Below are 16,634 nucleotides of genomic sequence, written 5' to 3' on the forward strand. Positions count from 1 at the left end.
GGTGCGGGAAAGGGGTGTTCGGGGCGGTTGGGGCTGTTCGAGTCCTGCCGCAGGGCGTCCGCTCACGGCATACTGGCGGCGGGGGGTCCGCGTGGGACGCGTCGCGACCGCCCCCGCAGCACCTCGTCACACCGCCCCACCCTCCCCTGTCTCCGATCAGGATCCGGAGCCCGTGGCATGACACTCTGCCTGCTCCTGCTGAGCACCGTCGCCGTGGCGGCCGCCGTGCCGGTGCCGCGCGCGCTCACCCGGGCCGCGTGGCCCGAACGGGAACCGGTGGTCGGCCTGTGGGTGTGGCAGTGCCTCGTCGCGACCGTGCTGCTGTGCTGCCTCACGGCGCTGGTCCTCGGGGCGGCGGCCGTCTTCCACACGGTCCGCGACCATGTGTTCGCCCCGGCACCGCCCGCCGTGACCGCGGCGTACGACCTGTCGGCGGCCCCGGTCTGGACGGTCGCCGCGACCCTGCTGCTGGCGGCCGGGGCGGCCTGGACGACGGCGATGCTGGCCCGCGAGCTGGTCGAGACCCGGCGCCGCCGGGGCGCCGCGCGGGCGCAGCTGCGGGAGCGGGCGCCGGATCTGCCGGCGGGGCTCGGGACGCCGGAACGGGGGCCGCTGCTGGTGCTTGAGGACGAGTACCCGGACGCGTGGTGGATGCCGGGGAGTCCGCCGCAGCTGATCGTCACGACGGGGGCGCTGCACCGGCTCACCGACCATCAGCTGGACGCCGTGCTCACGCATGAGCGGGGGCACGCGCGGGCCCGCCACGACTGGCTGCTGCATCTGTCCACGGCGCTGGCCACGGGGTTTCCGCGGGTGCCGCTGTTCGCCCACTTCTGCGACCAGACGCACCGGTTGGTGGAGCTGGCGGCGGACGACGCGGCGTCGCGGCGGTGCGGGCATCTGACGACGGCGCTCGCGCTGATCACGTTGAACCAGCACCGGGGGGTGCTGTCGTGTGCGTCCAGTCATCGGTTGCTGGGTGAGCGGGTGGATCGGTTGCTGGAGCCGCCGCCGCGGTTGTTGCGGCGGCAGAGGGCGCTTACGTCTGCGACGGCTGCGCTGATCCCTCTGTTGCCGTTGCTGATCGTTTTTGGGCCGGGGTTGTCGGCGCTGGCGTAGACGGTCGGTTTTCGGGTGCGGCCCGGTGGGGGCTGGTCGCGCAGTTCCCCGCGCCCCTGGGTGGGCTGCAGTTGCCGCCTCCCTGACTGCGGGCAGTCGTGCCGCTGGGGCGGCACGGGTGGGCGCAGCGGCACCCGGCAAGCGCCGGTGAGCGAGACCCACTCCCGGCCCGCGTCAGGTGGCACATGTAGCCCCACAGCAGTGGAAAGCGCAGGTCAGTGGCGCATCCGTCACCCCGTCAAGTGGCGCAACAATGCGGCAACACTCGTTTTCCTACCGCGTCGGTATGGTTCCAGCCATGCCACCCACCGACCGTATCCGGGACCACGCAGGTCAGGGCGCGACCACCGTCGCCGCCCGGGCCCGGCGCCGGCTGCGTGCGGACCAGGCTCGACAGCTCGCCGACCTCCTCCGCCATCAGATCCTCACCGGCGGCTACGAGAGCGGCACCCTTCCCCACGAGACGACCCTCGCCGCCGACTACCGCGCCTCCCGCAACACGGTCCGCCAAGCCCTGGACCTGCTCCGCGCGGAAGGCCTGGTCGCCCGCCACCCCGGCGTCGGCACCGTCGTCGTCGGGCAGAAGTACCCCCACGGCCTGGACCGTCTGATGGGCCTCGCGGAGACCCTCCACGAACACGGCACGGTCACCAACGAGGTCCGCACCATGGGCCCCGCCCCCGCCCCGCACCCGGTGGCCCAGCGCCTCCAGGTCGCCCCCGGCACCGACGTCCTCTACATCGAACGCCTGCGCCGGCTGAACGGCCTGCCCCTCTCGCTTGACCTCACCTACATCCCCCTCGACATCGGCACCGCCCTGCTCGGCGCAGACCTGGAGAACACCGACGTCTTCCGCCTCCTGGAGACGATCACCGGCCAGGGCCTCGGCCACGCCGAGATCACCCTGGAGGCGGTCAACGCGGACGCCCACTCCGCCGCCGTACTGGAAGCGCCGCGCGGTGCGGCCGTCCTGATGCTGGAACGCCTCACGCACCTCGCCGACGGCCGCCCCGTCGACCTGGAGTTCATCCGCTTCCGCGGCGACCGCATCACCATGAGCGGCCAACTGCGCCGCTCCCTCTGACCTCTTTCCGAGCCGTTTCCTGGAGACAGCCATGGCTTTGGCGCCCCAGCGGGCCGACGTGCCCGTGACCATCGACGAGTCGAAGTGCATCGACGGCTGCACGCTCTGCGTGGACATGTGCCCGCTGGACTCCCTCGCCATCGACAGCAGCAGCGGCAAGGCCTACATGCACGTCGACGAGTGCTGGTACTGCGGCCCGTGCGCGGCCCGCTGTCCCACCGGAGCCGTCACGGTCAACATGCCCTATCTGCTCCGGTGAGAGGCCCCGAACTCCCATGAAGACCAAACCAGTCGTCGCCACCTTCCTGCTGCTGGCACCGCTGACGGCCTGCGGCAGCGCCCAGGCCGGAGACAGCTCCACGGTCACCGTCACCGTCGGCTACCAGTCCAAGACCATCAACACCGTCACCGCCGGCACCCTGCTGCGCTCCCTCGGCTACTTCGAGAAGGAGCTCGACTCGCTGCACGACGGCAAGACCTACAAGGTCGACTGGCAGGACTACGCCACCGGCGCCCCCATCACCGCCCAGATGACCGCCGGGAAGATCGACATCGGCTCGATGGGCGACTTCCCGCTCCTCATCAACGCGGCCCGCGGCAAGCAGCTCGGCAAGCCGACCCACCTGGTCTCGGTCACCGGCTACAACCTCCGCGGCGGCCTCAACACCGTCGTCACCGCCCCGGACTCCCAGCTCGCCTCCCTCGGCGACCTCAAGGGCAAGAAGGTCTCCACCAGCGTCGGTTCGGCCGCCGACGGCACCCTCGTACGCGCCCTCCAACGGGCCGGCATCGACCCCGGCAAGGGCATCGAGAAGCTCAACCAGCAGCCCGCGGTGGGCGCTTCGGCCCTGTCGGCGGGCAGCACGGACGCGCTCTCCCAGTTCGTCGCCTGGCCCGGACTGCTCGCCTACCAGGGCAAGGCGAAGGCGCTCTACGACGGTGCCGAGCTGAACCTCCCCACCTTCCACGGCGTCACCGCCCGCGAGGACTTCGCCGAGCGGCGCCCGGCGGTCCTGGAGGCGTTCCTGAAGGCCCAGGCCGAGGCCACGGACTACCTCAACACGCACCCGGTCGCCGCCGCCGAGTCGGTCGCCAAGGCCACCGGCCTGCCCGCCGAGGTCGTCTACCTCTACAACGGCGCCCACGGCATCGCCACCTTCGACCCCGCCCTCAAGCCCCAGCTGGTCTCCGCGCTGAAGCAGGACGTCTCGGGGCTGAAGGCGGCCAAGCTGACCGGCGACATCGACGTGGACTCCTTCGTCGACGACCAGTACGTCAAGAAGGCCCTCGGCGCCGACTACACCAAGCGCCTCGCCGCCACGCCCGCCGCCTCCGCGAGCGAGGTCTGGCCCAAGGGCGCCTCCGAGACCCGGAGCTTCACGACGCCCGTGGCACTGCTGAAGTACGTCTCGGCGCACCGGGACGGCATCCGCGCCGCCTACGTCCCCGACGCCACCACCGGCACCCTCTGGTTCGCCGACAAGGCCGTCTGGGTCGCCGACGGCGGCCGGCTGCTGCCCTTCGTCGCCCCGGAGACCGCACGGGCGTACGTCACCGCGCACGGCGGCGCCCGGATCGTCACCTACGCCCAGGCGCTGGAGCAGGCGTCGTGAGCCGGCCCCTGCCGAAGGCGGTCCGGTACGCGCTCAGGGCGGTCTCCCTGGCGGCCGCCCTCGGCGTGTGGCAGCTGCTGACCGGGCTGGACGTCGACCTGTGGCTGCGCTTCTCGCAGTTCCCCACGGTCACCGACGTGGCGAGCGCCTTCGCCGACCGCCTCGCCGGCCCCGACTACTGGACGGACCTCACCGACAGCCTCACCCGCATCCTCACCGGCTTCCTGCTCGCCGCGGTGCTCGGCGTGGCCACGGGCGTGCTCGTGGCCCGCTCCCGCCTCGCCGAGGACCTGCTCGGACCGGTCCTTGAGGTGATCCGGCCGATCCCCGCGATCGCCCTCGTCCCGGTCGCGATCCTCCTCTTCCCCTCCAACGAACAGGGCATCGTCTTCATCACCTGCACCGCCGCCTACTTCCCCGTCCTCGTCTCCACCCGGCACGCGGTCCGCGCGCTCACCCCGGTGTGGGAGGAGGCGGTGCTGACCATGGGCGGCGGCCGGTGGCGGATCCTCGCCTCGGTCGTCCTGCCGGGCGCCCTGCCCGGCATCTTCGGCGGACTGTCCGTCGGCATCGGCGTCTCGTGGATCTGTGTGATCTCCGCCGAGATGATCTCCGGCCAGTACGGCGTCGGCTACCGCACCTGGCAGGACTACACCGTCGTCGACTACGCGGGCGTCTTCGTCGGCATGGTCACCGTCGGCGTCCTCGGCTGGCTCACCTCCACCGCCGTGGAACTCCTCGGCCGCCGCCTGACCCGGTGGCTGCCGAGGACGTCGTACGACGCCGGAAGCCGGCCGAGGAACGCCCGCACCGCCGTCACCGCCGTCACCCCCGGGGCCCCGGGGTCCCCCACGGCCGCGCCCGCGCCGAGGACGGAGAAGGCAGAGAAGACCGGGGAGACCGGTGAGACCGAGAAGACCGGGGAGACACGCGATGAGCACCTCGTCTGACACCGTCGTCGACACGGCGGCCCAGGCACCGCCCGCGACCCACGGCACCCGCCTCACCCTCAGCGGCGCCGCTCTCGGGCGCCCCGACGCGCCGGTGCTCTCCGGCGTCGACCTGGACATCGCCCGCGGCGAGATCCTCACCGTCGTCGGATCCTCCGGCTGCGGCAAGTCGACACTGTTGCGCACGCTGGCCGGGCTCCTCCCCCTCCTCGCGGGCGAGGTCTCCCAGGACGGCCGGCCGCTCACCCGGCCCAGTGCCGAACGCGCCCTGGTCTTCCAGGAGGACGCCCTCCTGCCCTGGCGCACCCTGCGCGCCAACGTCGAACTCCCCCTGGCCATCAAGGGATCGCCACGCACCGAACGGCGCGGCCAGGCCGAGTCCTGGCTGGGGCGGGTCGGACTCGCCGACCACGCCCGGCAGTTGCCGCACCGCGTCTCCGGCGGGCAACGCCAGCGCGCCCAACTGGCCAGGGCCCTCGCGGGAGCGCCCCGCGCCGTCCTCATGGACGAGCCCTTCGGCGCCCTCGACGCCCAGACCCGCGCCGGCATGCAGGACCTGCTGGTCGAGGTGCTCCAGGGCACCGGCGCCACGGTCGTCTTCGTCACCCACGACGTCGACGAGGCCCTCTTCCTCGGTGACCGTGTCGCCCTCCTCGGCGGCGGCCGGCTGATCGCCGTACGCGAAGTCCCGCGCCCGCGCGACCGGTCGGCGCACGACGATCCCGCGCGCCTGGCACTGCGGCGCGACGTCCTCTCCTCGCTCGGTACCTGAAAGGCCCCCCGGTGACCACCGCCTCCTTGAACACGCCTCTGGAGATCCCCGCCCTCACCGACGCCGAGGAGATCCGCTGCGACGTCCTCGTCGTCGGCGGCGGCACCGCCGGCACCATGGCCGCCCTGACCGCCGCCGAGCACGGCGCGGACGTGCTGCTCCTTGAGAAGGCCCACGTCCGGCACTCCGGTGCCCTCGCCATGGGCATGGACGGCGTCAACAACGCGGTCATCCCCGGCCGCGCCGAGCCCGACGACTACGTCGCCGAGATCACCCGTGCCAACGACGGCATCGTCGACCAGTCCACCGTCCGCCAGACCGCCACCCGCGGCTTCGGCATGGTGCAGCGACTGGAGTCGTACGGCGTCAAGTTCGAGAAGGACGAGCACGGCGACTACGCGGTCCGCCAGGTCCACCGCTCCGGCTCCTACGTGCTGCCGATGCCGGAGGGCAAGGACGTCAAGAAGGTCCTGTACCGGCAGCTGCGGCGGCGCGAGATGCGGGAGAGGATCCGCATCGAGAACCGGGTGATGCCGGTGCGGGTGCTCACCGCCGAGGGGCGGGCCGTGGGTGCGGTCGGCTTCAACACCCGCACCGGCGCGTTCGTCACGGTCCGCGCGGGCGCGGTGATCCTGGCGACCGGTGCCTGCGGCCGGCTGGGCCTGCCCGCCTCCGGCTACCTGTACGGCACCTACGAGAACCCGACCAACGCGGGCGACGGCTACGCCATGGCCTACCACGCCGGCGCCGAGCTCACCGGCATCGAGTGCTTCCAGATCAACCCGCTGATCAAGGACTACAACGGCCCCGCCTGCGCCTACGTCGCCAACCCCTTCGGCGGCTACCAGGTCAACCGGCACGGCGAACGCTTCGTCGACTCCGACTACTGGTCGGGCCAGATGATGGCCGAGTTCGCCGCCGAGGTCGCCTCCGACCGCGGCCCCGTGTACCTGAAGCTGAGCCACCTGCCTGAGGAGTCGATCTCGTCCCTGGAGTCGATCCTGCACTCCACGGAACGGCCCACCCGCGGGACCTTCCACTCCGGCCGCGGTCACGACTACCGCACCCACGACATCGAGATGCACATCTCCGAGATCGGCCTGTGCGGCGGCCACTCGGCCTCCGGGGTCCGCGTCGACGACCACGCCCGCACGACCGTCCCCCGCCTCTACGCCGCCGGCGACCTGGCCTGCGTCCCGCACAACTACATGATCGGCGCGTTCGTCTTCGGCGACCTCGCGGGCGCGGACGCCTCCCAGTACACGCCGTACGAAGGGGAGTTGCCGCCCGACCAGCTCCGCGAGGCGCACGAACTGATCTACCGCCCGCTGCGCAACCCGGACGGCCCGCCGCAGCCCCAGGTCGAGTACAAGCTGCGCCGCTTCGTGAACGACTACGTGGCCCCGCCGAAGTCCGGCGCGCGGCTGTCCCTGGCCCTGGAGTCCTTCGAGCGGATGCGGGACGACATCGCCTCGATGGGCGCCCGCACCGCGCACGAGCTGATGCGCTGCGCCGAGGTCTCCTTCATCCGTGACTGCGCGGAGATGGCCGCGCGCGCCTCCCTGGCCCGCACGGAGTCCCGCTGGGGTCTCTACCACGACCGTCTCGACCACCCGCACCGCGACGACACCTCCTGGTTCCACCATCTCGACCTGCACAAGTCCCCCTCCGGCACGATGGAGTTCACGGCCCGCCCCGTGGCTCCCTACCTGGTCCCGATCGAGGAGTTCACCCCGGTCGGCGGCCCTTCCCGACACCTCGGCGAGGTGCACGCGGAGCAGGTGGCGACGGCGGGGGCACGGGATCGGGCACCGGTGGCTACCGGGGTGGCGGGGGCCGGGGAGACGGGGGCCGGGGTGGATCCGCTGGTGTCATCGGCACTGTCGTCGGCTTCGGGGAGGGGGCCCCTCCCCCCTCCCCACCCCACCCCCGAAAACTCCCCCGCCCGCCTCCTCGAACTCGTCGCCCTCGCCGAGGAAGAACCCGAACTCGACGCACTGCGGCCCTACTTGACCGACCCGGCACCCGCCGTCCGGCGCGAGGCCGTGGCCGTGCTGACCGAGACCCTGCCACCTGGCACCGGCCCCGCCCTCGCCGAGGCCCTGCGCGACCCCGCCGCCGAGGTCCGCGCCGCCGCGGCCGCGTCCCTGCGCGAGCTCGTCGAGACGCTCCCGCCCGACCCCGCCCTGCGCGACGGCCTCGCCGCCGCCCTGACCGAGCCCGACCCGGTGGTCCGCGCCGCCGCCCTGGACGTCCTGCGCGCCCTGCGCCTCGGCGACGCGGCCCTGTTCGCCGGCTCCCTGTCGGACGCCGAGATCCCCGTCCGCATCGAGGCTGTGCGTGCCCTGGTCTCGGTGGACGCAGTCACGGAACTCACCCGCGCGGCCACGACGGACCCGTCCCGGGAGGTCCGGGTCACGATCGCCAAGTCCTTGGCGACGGTGTGGGTGGGGCAGACAGCAGGACAGATGTTGAGCGGACCGGGCGACACCAACGCCGATGCCGACGCGAACGCAGGCGCGGGCGCCGACGCTCCGAAATCGACGACCGCCGACGCCGGCACGGGCCTCGCGACGGCCGACTCCACCCCCACGGCGCCCACGGCAGCCGCTGGAGCCGAACCCCAGGCCGTCCTCACCGCCCTCTCCCGCCTCACCGAGGACCCCGACGTCCTGGTCCAGGCCGCCGCCTACGGCGCGCTCGGCACCACGGGCTGCCCGGTGCCCCTGGCCGCCCGTGCCGTGTCCGCCCTCGACGCCTCCGCCTGGCAGGTCCGGTCGGGTGCCGCCGCCGCTCTGGGCGCGGCGGATCACGACGTGGCCGTCCCCGCCCTCGCCAAGGCCCTCGCCGACCCCAACGCCGATGTCCGCAAGGCCGCCGTCCTGGCGCTGACCCGCCACTCGGGCACCGAGGACGCCCGTGCGGCCCTGGCCACGGCGACGGCCGACTCGGACGCGGACGTCAGGGCGTATGCGGCACGGGCCGTGTGACGTGAGCCGAGCGGAGTCCGGTGGCGGCTATATCCAGTCGTCCTCGGGCTCCGGCTCCGCATCCATCTCGGGCCAGTGGTCGGCCCCGGGGTCCGCGCCGTCCGCACCGCCCGGTGTCTGCGGCGCCACTCCGTCGCCCGCCAGACCGGCCAGCACCCCGATCACACCCTCGCCGTACGTCACCAGCTTCTTCTCGCCGACCCCGCTGACCCCGCCGAGCTGCCGCACCGAGGTCGGCCAGGCCGTCACGATCTCCCGAAGCGTGGCGTCGTGGAAGATGACGTATGCCGGGACGCCCTGCTCCCGTGCCTGCTCGGCGCGCCAGGCCCGCAGCGCCTCGAAGGCCGGCACCAGCGCCTCGGGCAGCTCTGCCACCGCGGCCTTGGCCTTGCCCCGGCCCGAGGAGGAGGTGGACTTGGCGGTCGCCGGCTTCTTGGGCTCCTTGCGCAGCGGCACCTCCCGCTCGCGCCGCAGCACGGTCCCGCTGGCCTCGGTCAGCACCAGCGTGCCGTAGTCCCCCTCGACCGCGAGCAGCCCCTGGGCCAGCAACTGGCGGACGACGCCCCGCCATTCGCCCTCGGAGAGCTCCTCGCCGATGCCGAACACGGACAGCTGGTCGTGGTCGAACTGGATGACCTTGCCGGTGCGCTTGCCGAGCAGGATGTCGATGATCTGGACCGCGCCGAACTTCTGTCCCCGCTCCCGCTGCAGCCGCACCACGGTGGACAGCACCTTCTGGGCCGCGACCGTGCCGTCCCAGGTCTCGGGCGGGGTCAGGCAGGTGTCGCAGTTGCCGCAGCCCGTCGGCTCGGGCTCCTGGCCGAAGTAGTTGAGGAGCTGGCCGCGCCGGCACTGGGAGGTCTCGCACAGCGCCAGCATGGAGTCCAGGTGGGCGGCGGCCCGGCGGCGGAACGCCTCGTCGCCCTCGCCGGACTGGATCAGCTTGCGCTGCTGTATGACGTCGCCCAGGCCGTAGGCCATCCAGGCCGTGGAGGCGAGGCCGTCCCGGCCCGCGCGGCCGGTCTCCTGGTAGTAGCCCTCGACCGACTTGGGCAGGTCGAGGTGGGCGACGAACCGGACGTCCGGCTTGTCGATGCCCATGCCGAAGGCGATGGTCGCCACCACCACCAGGCCGTCCTCGCGCAGGAAGCGGGACTGGTGGGCGGCGCGGGTGCCCGCGTCGAGGCCCGCGTGGTACGGGACCGCCTCGATGCCGTTGCGCGAGAGGAACTCGGCGGTGGCCTCCACCGACTTGCGGGAGAGGCAGTACACGATGCCGGCGTCCCCCGCGTGCTCCTCGCGCAGGAAGGCCAGCAGCTGCTTCTTGGGGTCGGCCTTCGGCACGATCCGGTACTGGATGTTGGGCCGGTCGAAGCTCGCCACGAAGTGCCGGGCCGTCGGCATGTGCAGCCGCTGGGTGATCTCCTCGTGCGTGGCCCGGGTGGCCGTCGCGGTGAGGGCGATCCGCGGGACGTCCGGCCAGCGCTCGCCGAGCACGGACAGCGTCAGGTAGTCGGGCCGGAAGTCGTGGCCCCACTGGGAGACGCAGTGCGCCTCGTCGATGGCGAAGACGGCGATCTTGCCGCGGGAGAGGAGGTCCTGGGTGGCGTCGAGGCGCAGCCGCTCCGGTGCCAGGTACAGCAGGTCGAGCTCTCCGGCGAGGAACTCCGCCTCCACCACGCGCCGCTCGTCGAAGTCCTGCGTGGAGTTCATGAACCCGGCGCGCACGCCGAGCGCCCTGAGCGCGTCGACCTGGTCCTGCATCAGCGCGATGAGCGGTGAGACGACGATCCCGGTGCCCGGCCTGACCAGGGACGGGATCTGGTAGCACAGCGACTTGCCGCCGCCGGTCGGCATGAGGACGACGGCGTCCCCGCCGGCCACCACATGCTCGATGATCTCTTCCTGCTCGCCGCGGAAGGCGTCGTATCCGAAGACCCGGTGGAGCGTGGCCAGTGCCTCGCTGTCGGTGCTCCCCGGTGTCCCGGTGATCCCTGGCATCTCGCTGATCCCGCCCATCGCGCCCATAGTCCCGTCCCCCGTACGTCGTCCCTCGACCACTGCGTCCACGATAGGGGTCCGCACCGACACCGCCGGAGTTATCCACAGGCTGGTCCGGTGACGTCCTGTGGTCATTCGATCGGCCGCTGTCACATGGCGCACTCGTTCGAGGCGAGGAGATGCTGCTGGGGCGGGCCGGAGCGGTCCGCCCTCCCGACCGACGGCGTGCCCCGCGTGTGCGTGTCTCCCGTCCCGAACTCTCACGCGCCTCAAGGAGAATCCCATGGCCTCTCGGCCTCTGAAGGCAGCCCTCACCCTGGCGGCGGCCGCGGCCTTCTCGCTGTCCGCCGTCCCCGCCCAGGCAGCCGACCCGGACCCGTCGGTCTGGACGGACCTGACCGACACGTACACGGCGACCGGCGAGTACGCCTACGCGCCGCTCGCCGTCGCCGACGGCTTCACTCCCCTGGCCTGCGTGCCCGGCGTGGGCTACCGGTACGTCAACACGGACAACGTCGGGGAGACCGAAGCGGAGGAGCCCGCGGCGCTCCTCTACGACGACGGCCCGAACGGGCGCCGGCTCATCGGTGTGGAGTGGATCGTGCCGGCGGGGGCGGGGGTCGCCAGGCCGACGCTGTTCGGCCAGGAGTTCCAGGGCCCGGAGACGCTCCCCACGCCTCTGGTGTCGAGCTACACCCTGCGAGCGTGGATCTACCGGACCAATCCGAGCGGCCTGTTCAGCCCCACGCATCCCGATGTGACGTGCGCTCCCGCGTCGGCCCCGAGCACGGCTGCCGAGCCCGACTGGCTCGCCGGCCTCGACTGGACCGAGCTGGTCACCTGAGCGCACGCAAGGGGCCCGGATCCCTTGGCGGGAGCCGGGCCCTTTGTGCGAGAACGCCGCCGGTCAGCGCACGAACACTCCCGCCTGGTTCGCCAGGTCCAGGAAGTACTGCGGCGCCACACCGAGCACCAGCGTGACCGCCACGCCGACGCCGATCGCCGTCATGGTGAGCGGCGACGGCACGGCGACCGTCGGTCCCTCCGGGCGCGGCTCGCTGAAGAACATCAGCACGATCACCCGGATGTAGAAGAACGCGGCGATCGCGGACGAGATCACACCGACCACGACCAGCGGTGCCGCCCCGCCCTCGGCCGCCGCCTTGAACACGGCGAACTTCCCGGCGAAGCCGCTGGTCAGCGGGATACCGGCGAAGGCGAGCAGGAACACCGCGAACACGGCGGCGACCAGTGGTGACCGCCGGCCGAGCCCCGCCCACTTGGACAGGTGGGTCGCCTCGCCCCCGGCGTCGCGGACCAGGGTGACCACCGCGAAGGCGCCGATCGTGACGAAGGAGTACGCGGCCAGGTAGAAGAGGACGGACGAGACCCCGTCCGGCGTGGTCGCGATGACACCCGCGAGGATGAACCCGGCGTGCGCGATCGACGAGTACGCCAGCAGCCGCTTGATGTCGGTCTGGGTGATGGCGACGATCGCGCCGCCCAGCATGGTGACGATCGCTACGGCCCACATGACCGGCCGCCAGTCCCAGCGCAGGCCCGGCAGCACGACGTAGAGGATCCTCAGCAGCGCGCCGAAGGCGGCCACCTTGGTCGCCGCGGCCATGAAGCCGGTGACCGGGGTCGGCGCGCCCTGGTAGACGTCGGGCGTCCACATGTGGAACGGCACGGCGCCGACCTTGAACAGCAGGCCCATGACGATCATCGCGGAGCCGATCAGCAGCAGCGCGTCGTTGCCCATGGTGTCGGCGAGCGCCGGGTCCACGGTGCCGATCGTGCCGTCGACGACGCGCGCGATGGTGCCGTAGGACACCGAGCCCGCGTAGCCGTACAGCAGCGCGATCCCGAACAGGGTGAACGCGGAGGCGAACGCGCCGAGCAGGAAGTACTTGACCGCGGCCTCCTGCGACATGAGCCGCTTGCGGCGGGCCAAGGCGCACAGCAGGTACAGCGGGAGCGAGAAGACCTCCAGGGCCACGAACAGCGTCAGCAGGTCGTTGGCGGCCGGGAAGATCAGCATGCCGGCGACGGCGAAGAGCAGCAGCGGGAACACCTCGGTGGTGGTGAACCCGGCCTTCACGGCCGCCTTCTCGCTGTCGCTGCCCGGCACGGACGCGGCCTGGGCGGCGAACGAGTCGACCCTGTTGCCGTGCGCCTCGGGGTCGAGCCGCCGCTCGGCGAAGGTGAACAGGCCGACCAGGCCCGCCAGCAGGATCGTGCCCTGGAGGAACAGGGCCGGTCCGTCGACGGCGATCGCGCCCATGGCCGCGATGCCCGCCTTGGTGGTGGCGTACCCGTCCGCGGCGAGCGCGACGACCGCCGCGAAGGCCGCGCACAGCGCTACGACGGACACGAACAGCTGGGCGTAGTAACGGGACTTGCGCGGGACGAAGGCCTCGACCAGCACCCCGATGATCGCCGCGCCCACGACGATCAGGGTGGGCGACAATTGCCCGTATTCGATCTTCGGCGCGTCGATCTTCGAGATCGGGTCGGCCGCGGTTGTCCACAGGCTGTGGACGGCTACTGCGCTCACTTGGCCGCCTCCACCTCGGGCTTGGGGTCCTTCTTGTGTACGTCGGACATGGTCGACTTCACCGCCGGGTTGACGATGTCGGTGACCGGCTTCGGGTAGACGCCCAGGAAGATCAACAGCACGACCAGCGGGGCGACGACCACGAGCTCACGCAGCCGCAGGTCGGGCATCGCGGAGACCTCCGGCTTCACCGGGCCCGTCATCGTCCGCTGGTACAGGACGAGGGTGTAGAGCGCGGCGAGCACGATGCCGAAGGTGGCGATGATGCCGATCACCGGGTAGCGCGCGAACGTGCCGACCAGGACCAGGAACTCACTGACGAAGGGCGCGAGCCCGGGCAGCGAGAGGGTGGCGAGGCCGCCGATCAGGAAGGTGCCGGCGAGCACCGGGGCGACCTTCTGGACACCGCCGTAGTCGGCGATGAGCCGCGAGCCGCGCCGCGAGATCAGGAAGCCGGCCACCAGCATCAGCGCGGCCGTGGAGATCCCGTGGTTGACCATGTAGAGCGTGGCGCCGGACTGGCCCTGGCTGGTCATCGCGAAGATGCCCATGATGATGAAGCCGAAGTGGGAGATCGACGCGTACGCCACCAGGCGCTTGATGTCACGCTGGCCGACCGCGAGCAGCGCCCCGTAGATGATGCTGATCACCGCGAGGACGAGGATCGCGGGCGTGGCCCACTTGCTGGCCTCCGGGAAGAGCTGGAGGCAGAAGCGGAGCATCGCGAAGGTGCCCACCTTGTCGACGACCGCGGTGATGAGGACGGCGACCGGGGCGGTGGCCTCCCCCATCGCGTTGGGCAGCCAGGTGTGCAGCGGCCACAGGGGCGCCTTCACCGCGAAGGCGAAGAAGAACCCGAGGAACAGCCAACGCTCGGTGTTGGTCGCCATGTCGAGCGTGCCGTTGGCCCGCGCCTCGGCGATCTCCTGGAGGCTGAAGTTCCCGGCGACCACGTAGAGGCCGATCACCGCGGCCAGCATGATCAGACCGCCGACCAGGTTGTAGAGGAGGAACTTCACGGCGGCGTACGAGCGTTGGGCCGCCGCGTTCTCGTCGGTGCCGGCGTGGGCCCGGTCCCCGAAGCCGCCGATGAGGAAGTACATCGGGATCAGCATGGCTTCGAAGAAGATGTAGAAGAGGAAGACGTCGGTGGCCTCGAAGGAGATGATCACCATCGCCTCGACGGCCAGGATCAGGGCGAAGAAGCCCTGCGTCGGCCGCCACCGCTTGCTGCCGGTCTCCAGCGGGTCGGCGTCGTGCCAGCCCGCCAGGACGATGAACGGGATCAGCAGCGCGGTCAGTGCGATGAGCGCGACCGCGACGCCGTCGACGCCGAGTTCGTAGCGGACCCCGAACTCCGCGATCCAGGCGTGGGATTCGGTGAGTTGGTAGCGGGCGCCGTCGGGGTCGAAGCGGACCAGGACGGTGATCGCGAGGGCGAGGGTGGCGAGCGAGACGAGCAGCGCCAGCCACTTGGCGGCGGTGCGTCGCGCGGCCGGTACGGCTGCCGTGGCGATCGCCCCGACCGCCGGGAGCACCGCCGTCGCTGTCAGCAGAGGAAACGACATCGGTATCAGACCGCCCTCATCAGCAGGGTCGCGGCGACGAGGATCGCCGCGCCGCCGAACATCGAGACCGCGTACGACCGCGCGAAGCCGTTCTGCAGCTTGCGCATGCGCCCGGAGAGGCCGCCGACCGAGGCCGCCGTGCCGTTGACGACTCCGTCGACCAGGGTGTGGTCGACGTAGACCAGGGAGCGCGTGAGGTGTTCTCCGCCGCGGACCAGGACCACGTGGTTGAAGTCGTCCTGGAGCAGGTCGCGCCGGGCGGCCCGGGTGAGCAGCGACCCGCGCGGGGCGACGGCCGGGACCGGGCGCCTGCCGTACTGGAGCCAGGCGATCGCGACGCCGATGACCATCACGGTGACGGTGGCCGCCGTGACGGTGGCCGCGCTGATCGGCGCGTCTCCGTGGCTGTGCCCGGTGACGGGCTCCAGCCAGTGCAGGAAGCGGTCGCCGATGCTGAAGAAGCCGCCCGCGAAGACCGATCCGAAGGCCAGCACGATCATGGGGATCGTCATGGACCTGGGGGACTCGTGCGGGTGGGGCTCAGCGTGCTCGCCGTGGGTCTCCGCGGCCGGCTCGACACTCGGCTCGGCCGGGGACGGCGTCTCGGCCCGACGCCAGCGCTCCTCGCCGAAGAAGGTCATCAGCATCACGCGCGTCATGTAGAAGGCGGTGATGGCCGCGCCCAGCAGGGCGCAGGCGCCGAGGATCCAGCCCTCGGTGCCGCCCTTGGCGAAGGCCGCCTCGATGATCTTGTCCTTGGAGAAGAAGCCGGACAGACCGGGGAAGCCGATGATGGCCAGGTAGCCGAGGCCGAACGTCACGAAGGTGATCGGCATGTACTTCCTGAGGCCGCCGTACTTCCTCATGTCGACCTCGTCGTTCATGCCGTGCATGACCGAACCGGCGCCGAGGAAGAGCCCGGCCTTGAAGAAGCCGTGCGTCACCAGGTGCATGATCGCGAAGACGTAGCCGATGGGCCCGAGGCCCGCGGCGAGGACCATGTAGCCGATCTGCGACATGGTCGAGCCGGCGAGGGCCTTCTTGATGTCGTCCTTCGCGCAACCGACGATCGCACCGAACAGGAGCGTGACCGCGCCGACGATGGTGACGACCAGCTGGGCGTCCGGGGCGAGGTTGAAGATGTTGGCCGAGCGGACGATCAGGTAGACACCCGCGGTCACCATGGTCGCCGCGTGGATGAGGGCCGAGACCGGGGTCGGGCCCTCCATCGCGTCCCCGAGCCAGGACTGGAGCGGCACCTGGGCGGACTTGCCGCAGGCGGCGAGCAGCAGCATCAGGGCGATGCCGGTGAGTGTGGCCTCGGAGGCGCCGGTGACGAGTCCGGGCTCCTCGTGGCTGCCGAGGACCGGGCCGAAGGCGAAGGTGCCGAAGGTCGTGAACATCAGCATGATCGCGATCGACAGGCCCATGTCGCCGACGCGGTTGACCAGGAAGGCCTTCTTCGCCGCGGTGGCCGCGCTGGGCTTGTGCTGCCAGAAGCCGATCAGCAGGTAGGAGGCGAGACCGACGCCCTCCCAGCCGACGTACAGCAGCAGGTAGTTGTCGGCGAGGACGAGCAGGAGCATCGCCGCGAGGAACAGGTTCAGATAGCCGAAGAAGCGGCGGCGGCGCTCGTCGTGCTCCATGTACCCGATCGAGTACAGGTGGATGAGCGAGCCGACGCCGGTGATCAGCAGCACGAACGTCATGGACAGCTGGTCCAGGCGGAAGGTGACGTCCGCCTGGAAGCCCTCGACCGGGATCCAGCTCCACAGGTGCTGGGTGAGCGTGCGGTGTTCCGCGTCCTTGCCGAGCAGGTCGGCGAAGAGGATGGCGCCGAAGACGAAGGAGGCGCCGGCGAGCAGGGTGCCGATCCAGTGGCCCACGGCGTCCAGCCGCCGGCCGCCGGTCAGCAGGACCGCCGCTCCGAGCAGGGGCGCCGCGATGAGCAGCGCGATCAGGTTCTCCACGATTCAGCGA

Annotated in this window: 12 protein-coding genes; 8 read left to right on the top strand and 4 right to left on the bottom strand. The window is 71.5% G+C overall.

Translation table 11 applies throughout. From position 1 onward, the window contains the following. Positions 1-177: 177 nt before the first annotated feature. The 7 genes from ACFULQ_RS22765 (at position 178) to ACFULQ_RS22795 (ending at position 8,528) form a co-directional block, all read left to right on the top strand. Complete coding sequence (locus ACFULQ_RS22765; protein ID WP_383546655.1) at positions 178-1,119, top strand: M56 family metallopeptidase; 942 nt, start codon at positions 178-180, stop codon at positions 1,117-1,119. 298 nt (positions 1,120-1,417) lie between these two features. Next, entirely contained in the window at positions 1,418-2,203 is a 786-nt protein-coding gene (locus ACFULQ_RS22770) for a GntR family transcriptional regulator (RefSeq protein ID WP_383546656.1), read from the top strand. A 31-nt stretch (positions 2,204-2,234) separates the two neighbouring features. After that, positions 2,235-2,462 (top strand): ferredoxin family protein, encoded by a 228-nt coding sequence (locus ACFULQ_RS22775; RefSeq protein ID WP_383546658.1) that lies wholly within the window; start codon positions 2,235-2,237, stop codon positions 2,460-2,462. Between the two features lie 16 nt (positions 2,463-2,478). Next, positions 2,479-3,816, top strand: coding sequence for an ABC transporter substrate-binding protein (locus tag ACFULQ_RS22780; RefSeq protein WP_383546660.1), 1,338 nt, complete (start codon positions 2,479-2,481; stop codon positions 3,814-3,816). Then, positions 3,813-4,766 carry an ABC transporter permease gene (locus ACFULQ_RS22785; protein WP_383546661.1) on the top strand — a complete coding sequence of 318 codons (954 nt, stop codon included), beginning with the start codon at positions 3,813-3,815 and terminating at the stop codon, positions 4,764-4,766. Before ACFULQ_RS22780 ends, ACFULQ_RS22785 begins: the two co-directional genes overlap by 4 nt. Then, entirely contained in the window at positions 4,750-5,538 is a 789-nt protein-coding gene (locus ACFULQ_RS22790) for an ABC transporter ATP-binding protein (protein ID WP_383546662.1), read from the top strand. The genes ACFULQ_RS22785 and ACFULQ_RS22790 overlap by 17 nt, the downstream gene beginning before the upstream one ends. An 11-nt stretch (positions 5,539-5,549) precedes the next feature. Further along, positions 5,550-8,528: a fumarate reductase/succinate dehydrogenase flavoprotein subunit gene (locus tag ACFULQ_RS22795; protein ID WP_383546664.1), complete on the top strand. Its 2,979-nt coding sequence runs from the start codon at positions 5,550-5,552 to the stop codon at positions 8,526-8,528. Positions 8,529-8,555: 27 nt separating this feature from the next. On the opposite strand, the gene recQ is transcribed toward ACFULQ_RS22795, so the two are convergent. Next, complete coding sequence (gene recQ / locus ACFULQ_RS22800; protein ID WP_383546700.1) at positions 8,556-10,556, bottom strand: DNA helicase RecQ; 2,001 nt, start codon at positions 10,554-10,556, stop codon at positions 8,556-8,558. 256 nt (positions 10,557-10,812) lie between these two features. Here recQ and ACFULQ_RS22805 point away from each other — a divergent pair, with 256 nt between their 5' ends. Next, the gene (locus ACFULQ_RS22805; protein ID WP_383546666.1) at positions 10,813-11,373 is read left to right on the top strand and encodes a hypothetical protein; all 561 of its coding nucleotides are present in this window, start codon (positions 10,813-10,815) and stop codon (positions 11,371-11,373) included. 63 nt (positions 11,374-11,436) lie between these two features. On the opposite strand, the gene nuoN is transcribed toward ACFULQ_RS22805, so the two are convergent. Genes nuoN through nuoL form a run of 3 tightly spaced genes read right to left on the bottom strand, consistent with a single transcriptional unit; the run spans position 11,437 to position 16,624 of the window. Beyond that, on the bottom strand, positions 11,437-13,086 hold the full coding sequence (nuoN, locus tag ACFULQ_RS22810) for an NADH-quinone oxidoreductase subunit NuoN (RefSeq protein ID WP_383546668.1): 1,650 nt from the start codon (positions 13,084-13,086) through the stop codon (positions 11,437-11,439). Next, positions 13,083-14,654 (bottom strand): NADH-quinone oxidoreductase subunit M, encoded by a 1,572-nt coding sequence (locus ACFULQ_RS22815; protein ID WP_383546669.1) that lies wholly within the window; start codon positions 14,652-14,654, stop codon positions 13,083-13,085. The genes nuoN and ACFULQ_RS22815 overlap by 4 nt, the downstream gene beginning before the upstream one ends. A gap of 5 nt (positions 14,655-14,659) precedes the next feature. After that, positions 14,660-16,624, bottom strand: coding sequence for an NADH-quinone oxidoreductase subunit L (gene nuoL / locus ACFULQ_RS22820; protein WP_383546670.1), 1,965 nt, complete (start codon positions 16,622-16,624; stop codon positions 14,660-14,662). Positions 16,625-16,634 lie beyond the last annotated feature (10 nt).

This window comes from Streptomyces sp. NPDC057253 (genome assembly GCF_042669125.1).
Classification (GTDB): Bacteria; Actinomycetota; Actinomycetes; order Streptomycetales; family Streptomycetaceae; genus Streptomyces.

Excerpts from the sequence above, each read along its gene's own strand:
- ACFULQ_RS22765 (WP_383546655.1), top strand. The coding sequence starts at position 178 with ATGACACTCTGCCTGCTCCTGCTGAGCACCGTCGCCGTGGCGGCCGCC.
- ACFULQ_RS22770 (WP_383546656.1), top strand. The coding sequence starts at position 1,418 with ATGCCACCCACCGACCGTATCCGGGACCACGCAGGTCAGGGCGCGACC.
- ACFULQ_RS22775 (WP_383546658.1), top strand. The coding sequence starts at position 2,235 with ATGGCTTTGGCGCCCCAGCGGGCCGACGTGCCCGTGACCATCGACGAG.
- ACFULQ_RS22780 (WP_383546660.1), top strand. The coding sequence starts at position 2,479 with ATGAAGACCAAACCAGTCGTCGCCACCTTCCTGCTGCTGGCACCGCTG.
- ACFULQ_RS22790 (WP_383546662.1), top strand. The coding sequence starts at position 4,750 with ATGAGCACCTCGTCTGACACCGTCGTCGACACGGCGGCCCAGGCACCG.
- recQ (WP_383546700.1), bottom strand. The coding sequence starts at position 10,556 with ATGGGCGCGATGGGCGGGATCAGCGAGATGCCAGGGATCACCGGGACA.
- ACFULQ_RS22805 (WP_383546666.1), top strand. The coding sequence starts at position 10,813 with ATGGCCTCTCGGCCTCTGAAGGCAGCCCTCACCCTGGCGGCGGCCGCG.
- ACFULQ_RS22815 (WP_383546669.1), bottom strand. The coding sequence starts at position 14,654 with ATGTCGTTTCCTCTGCTGACAGCGACGGCGGTGCTCCCGGCGGTCGGG.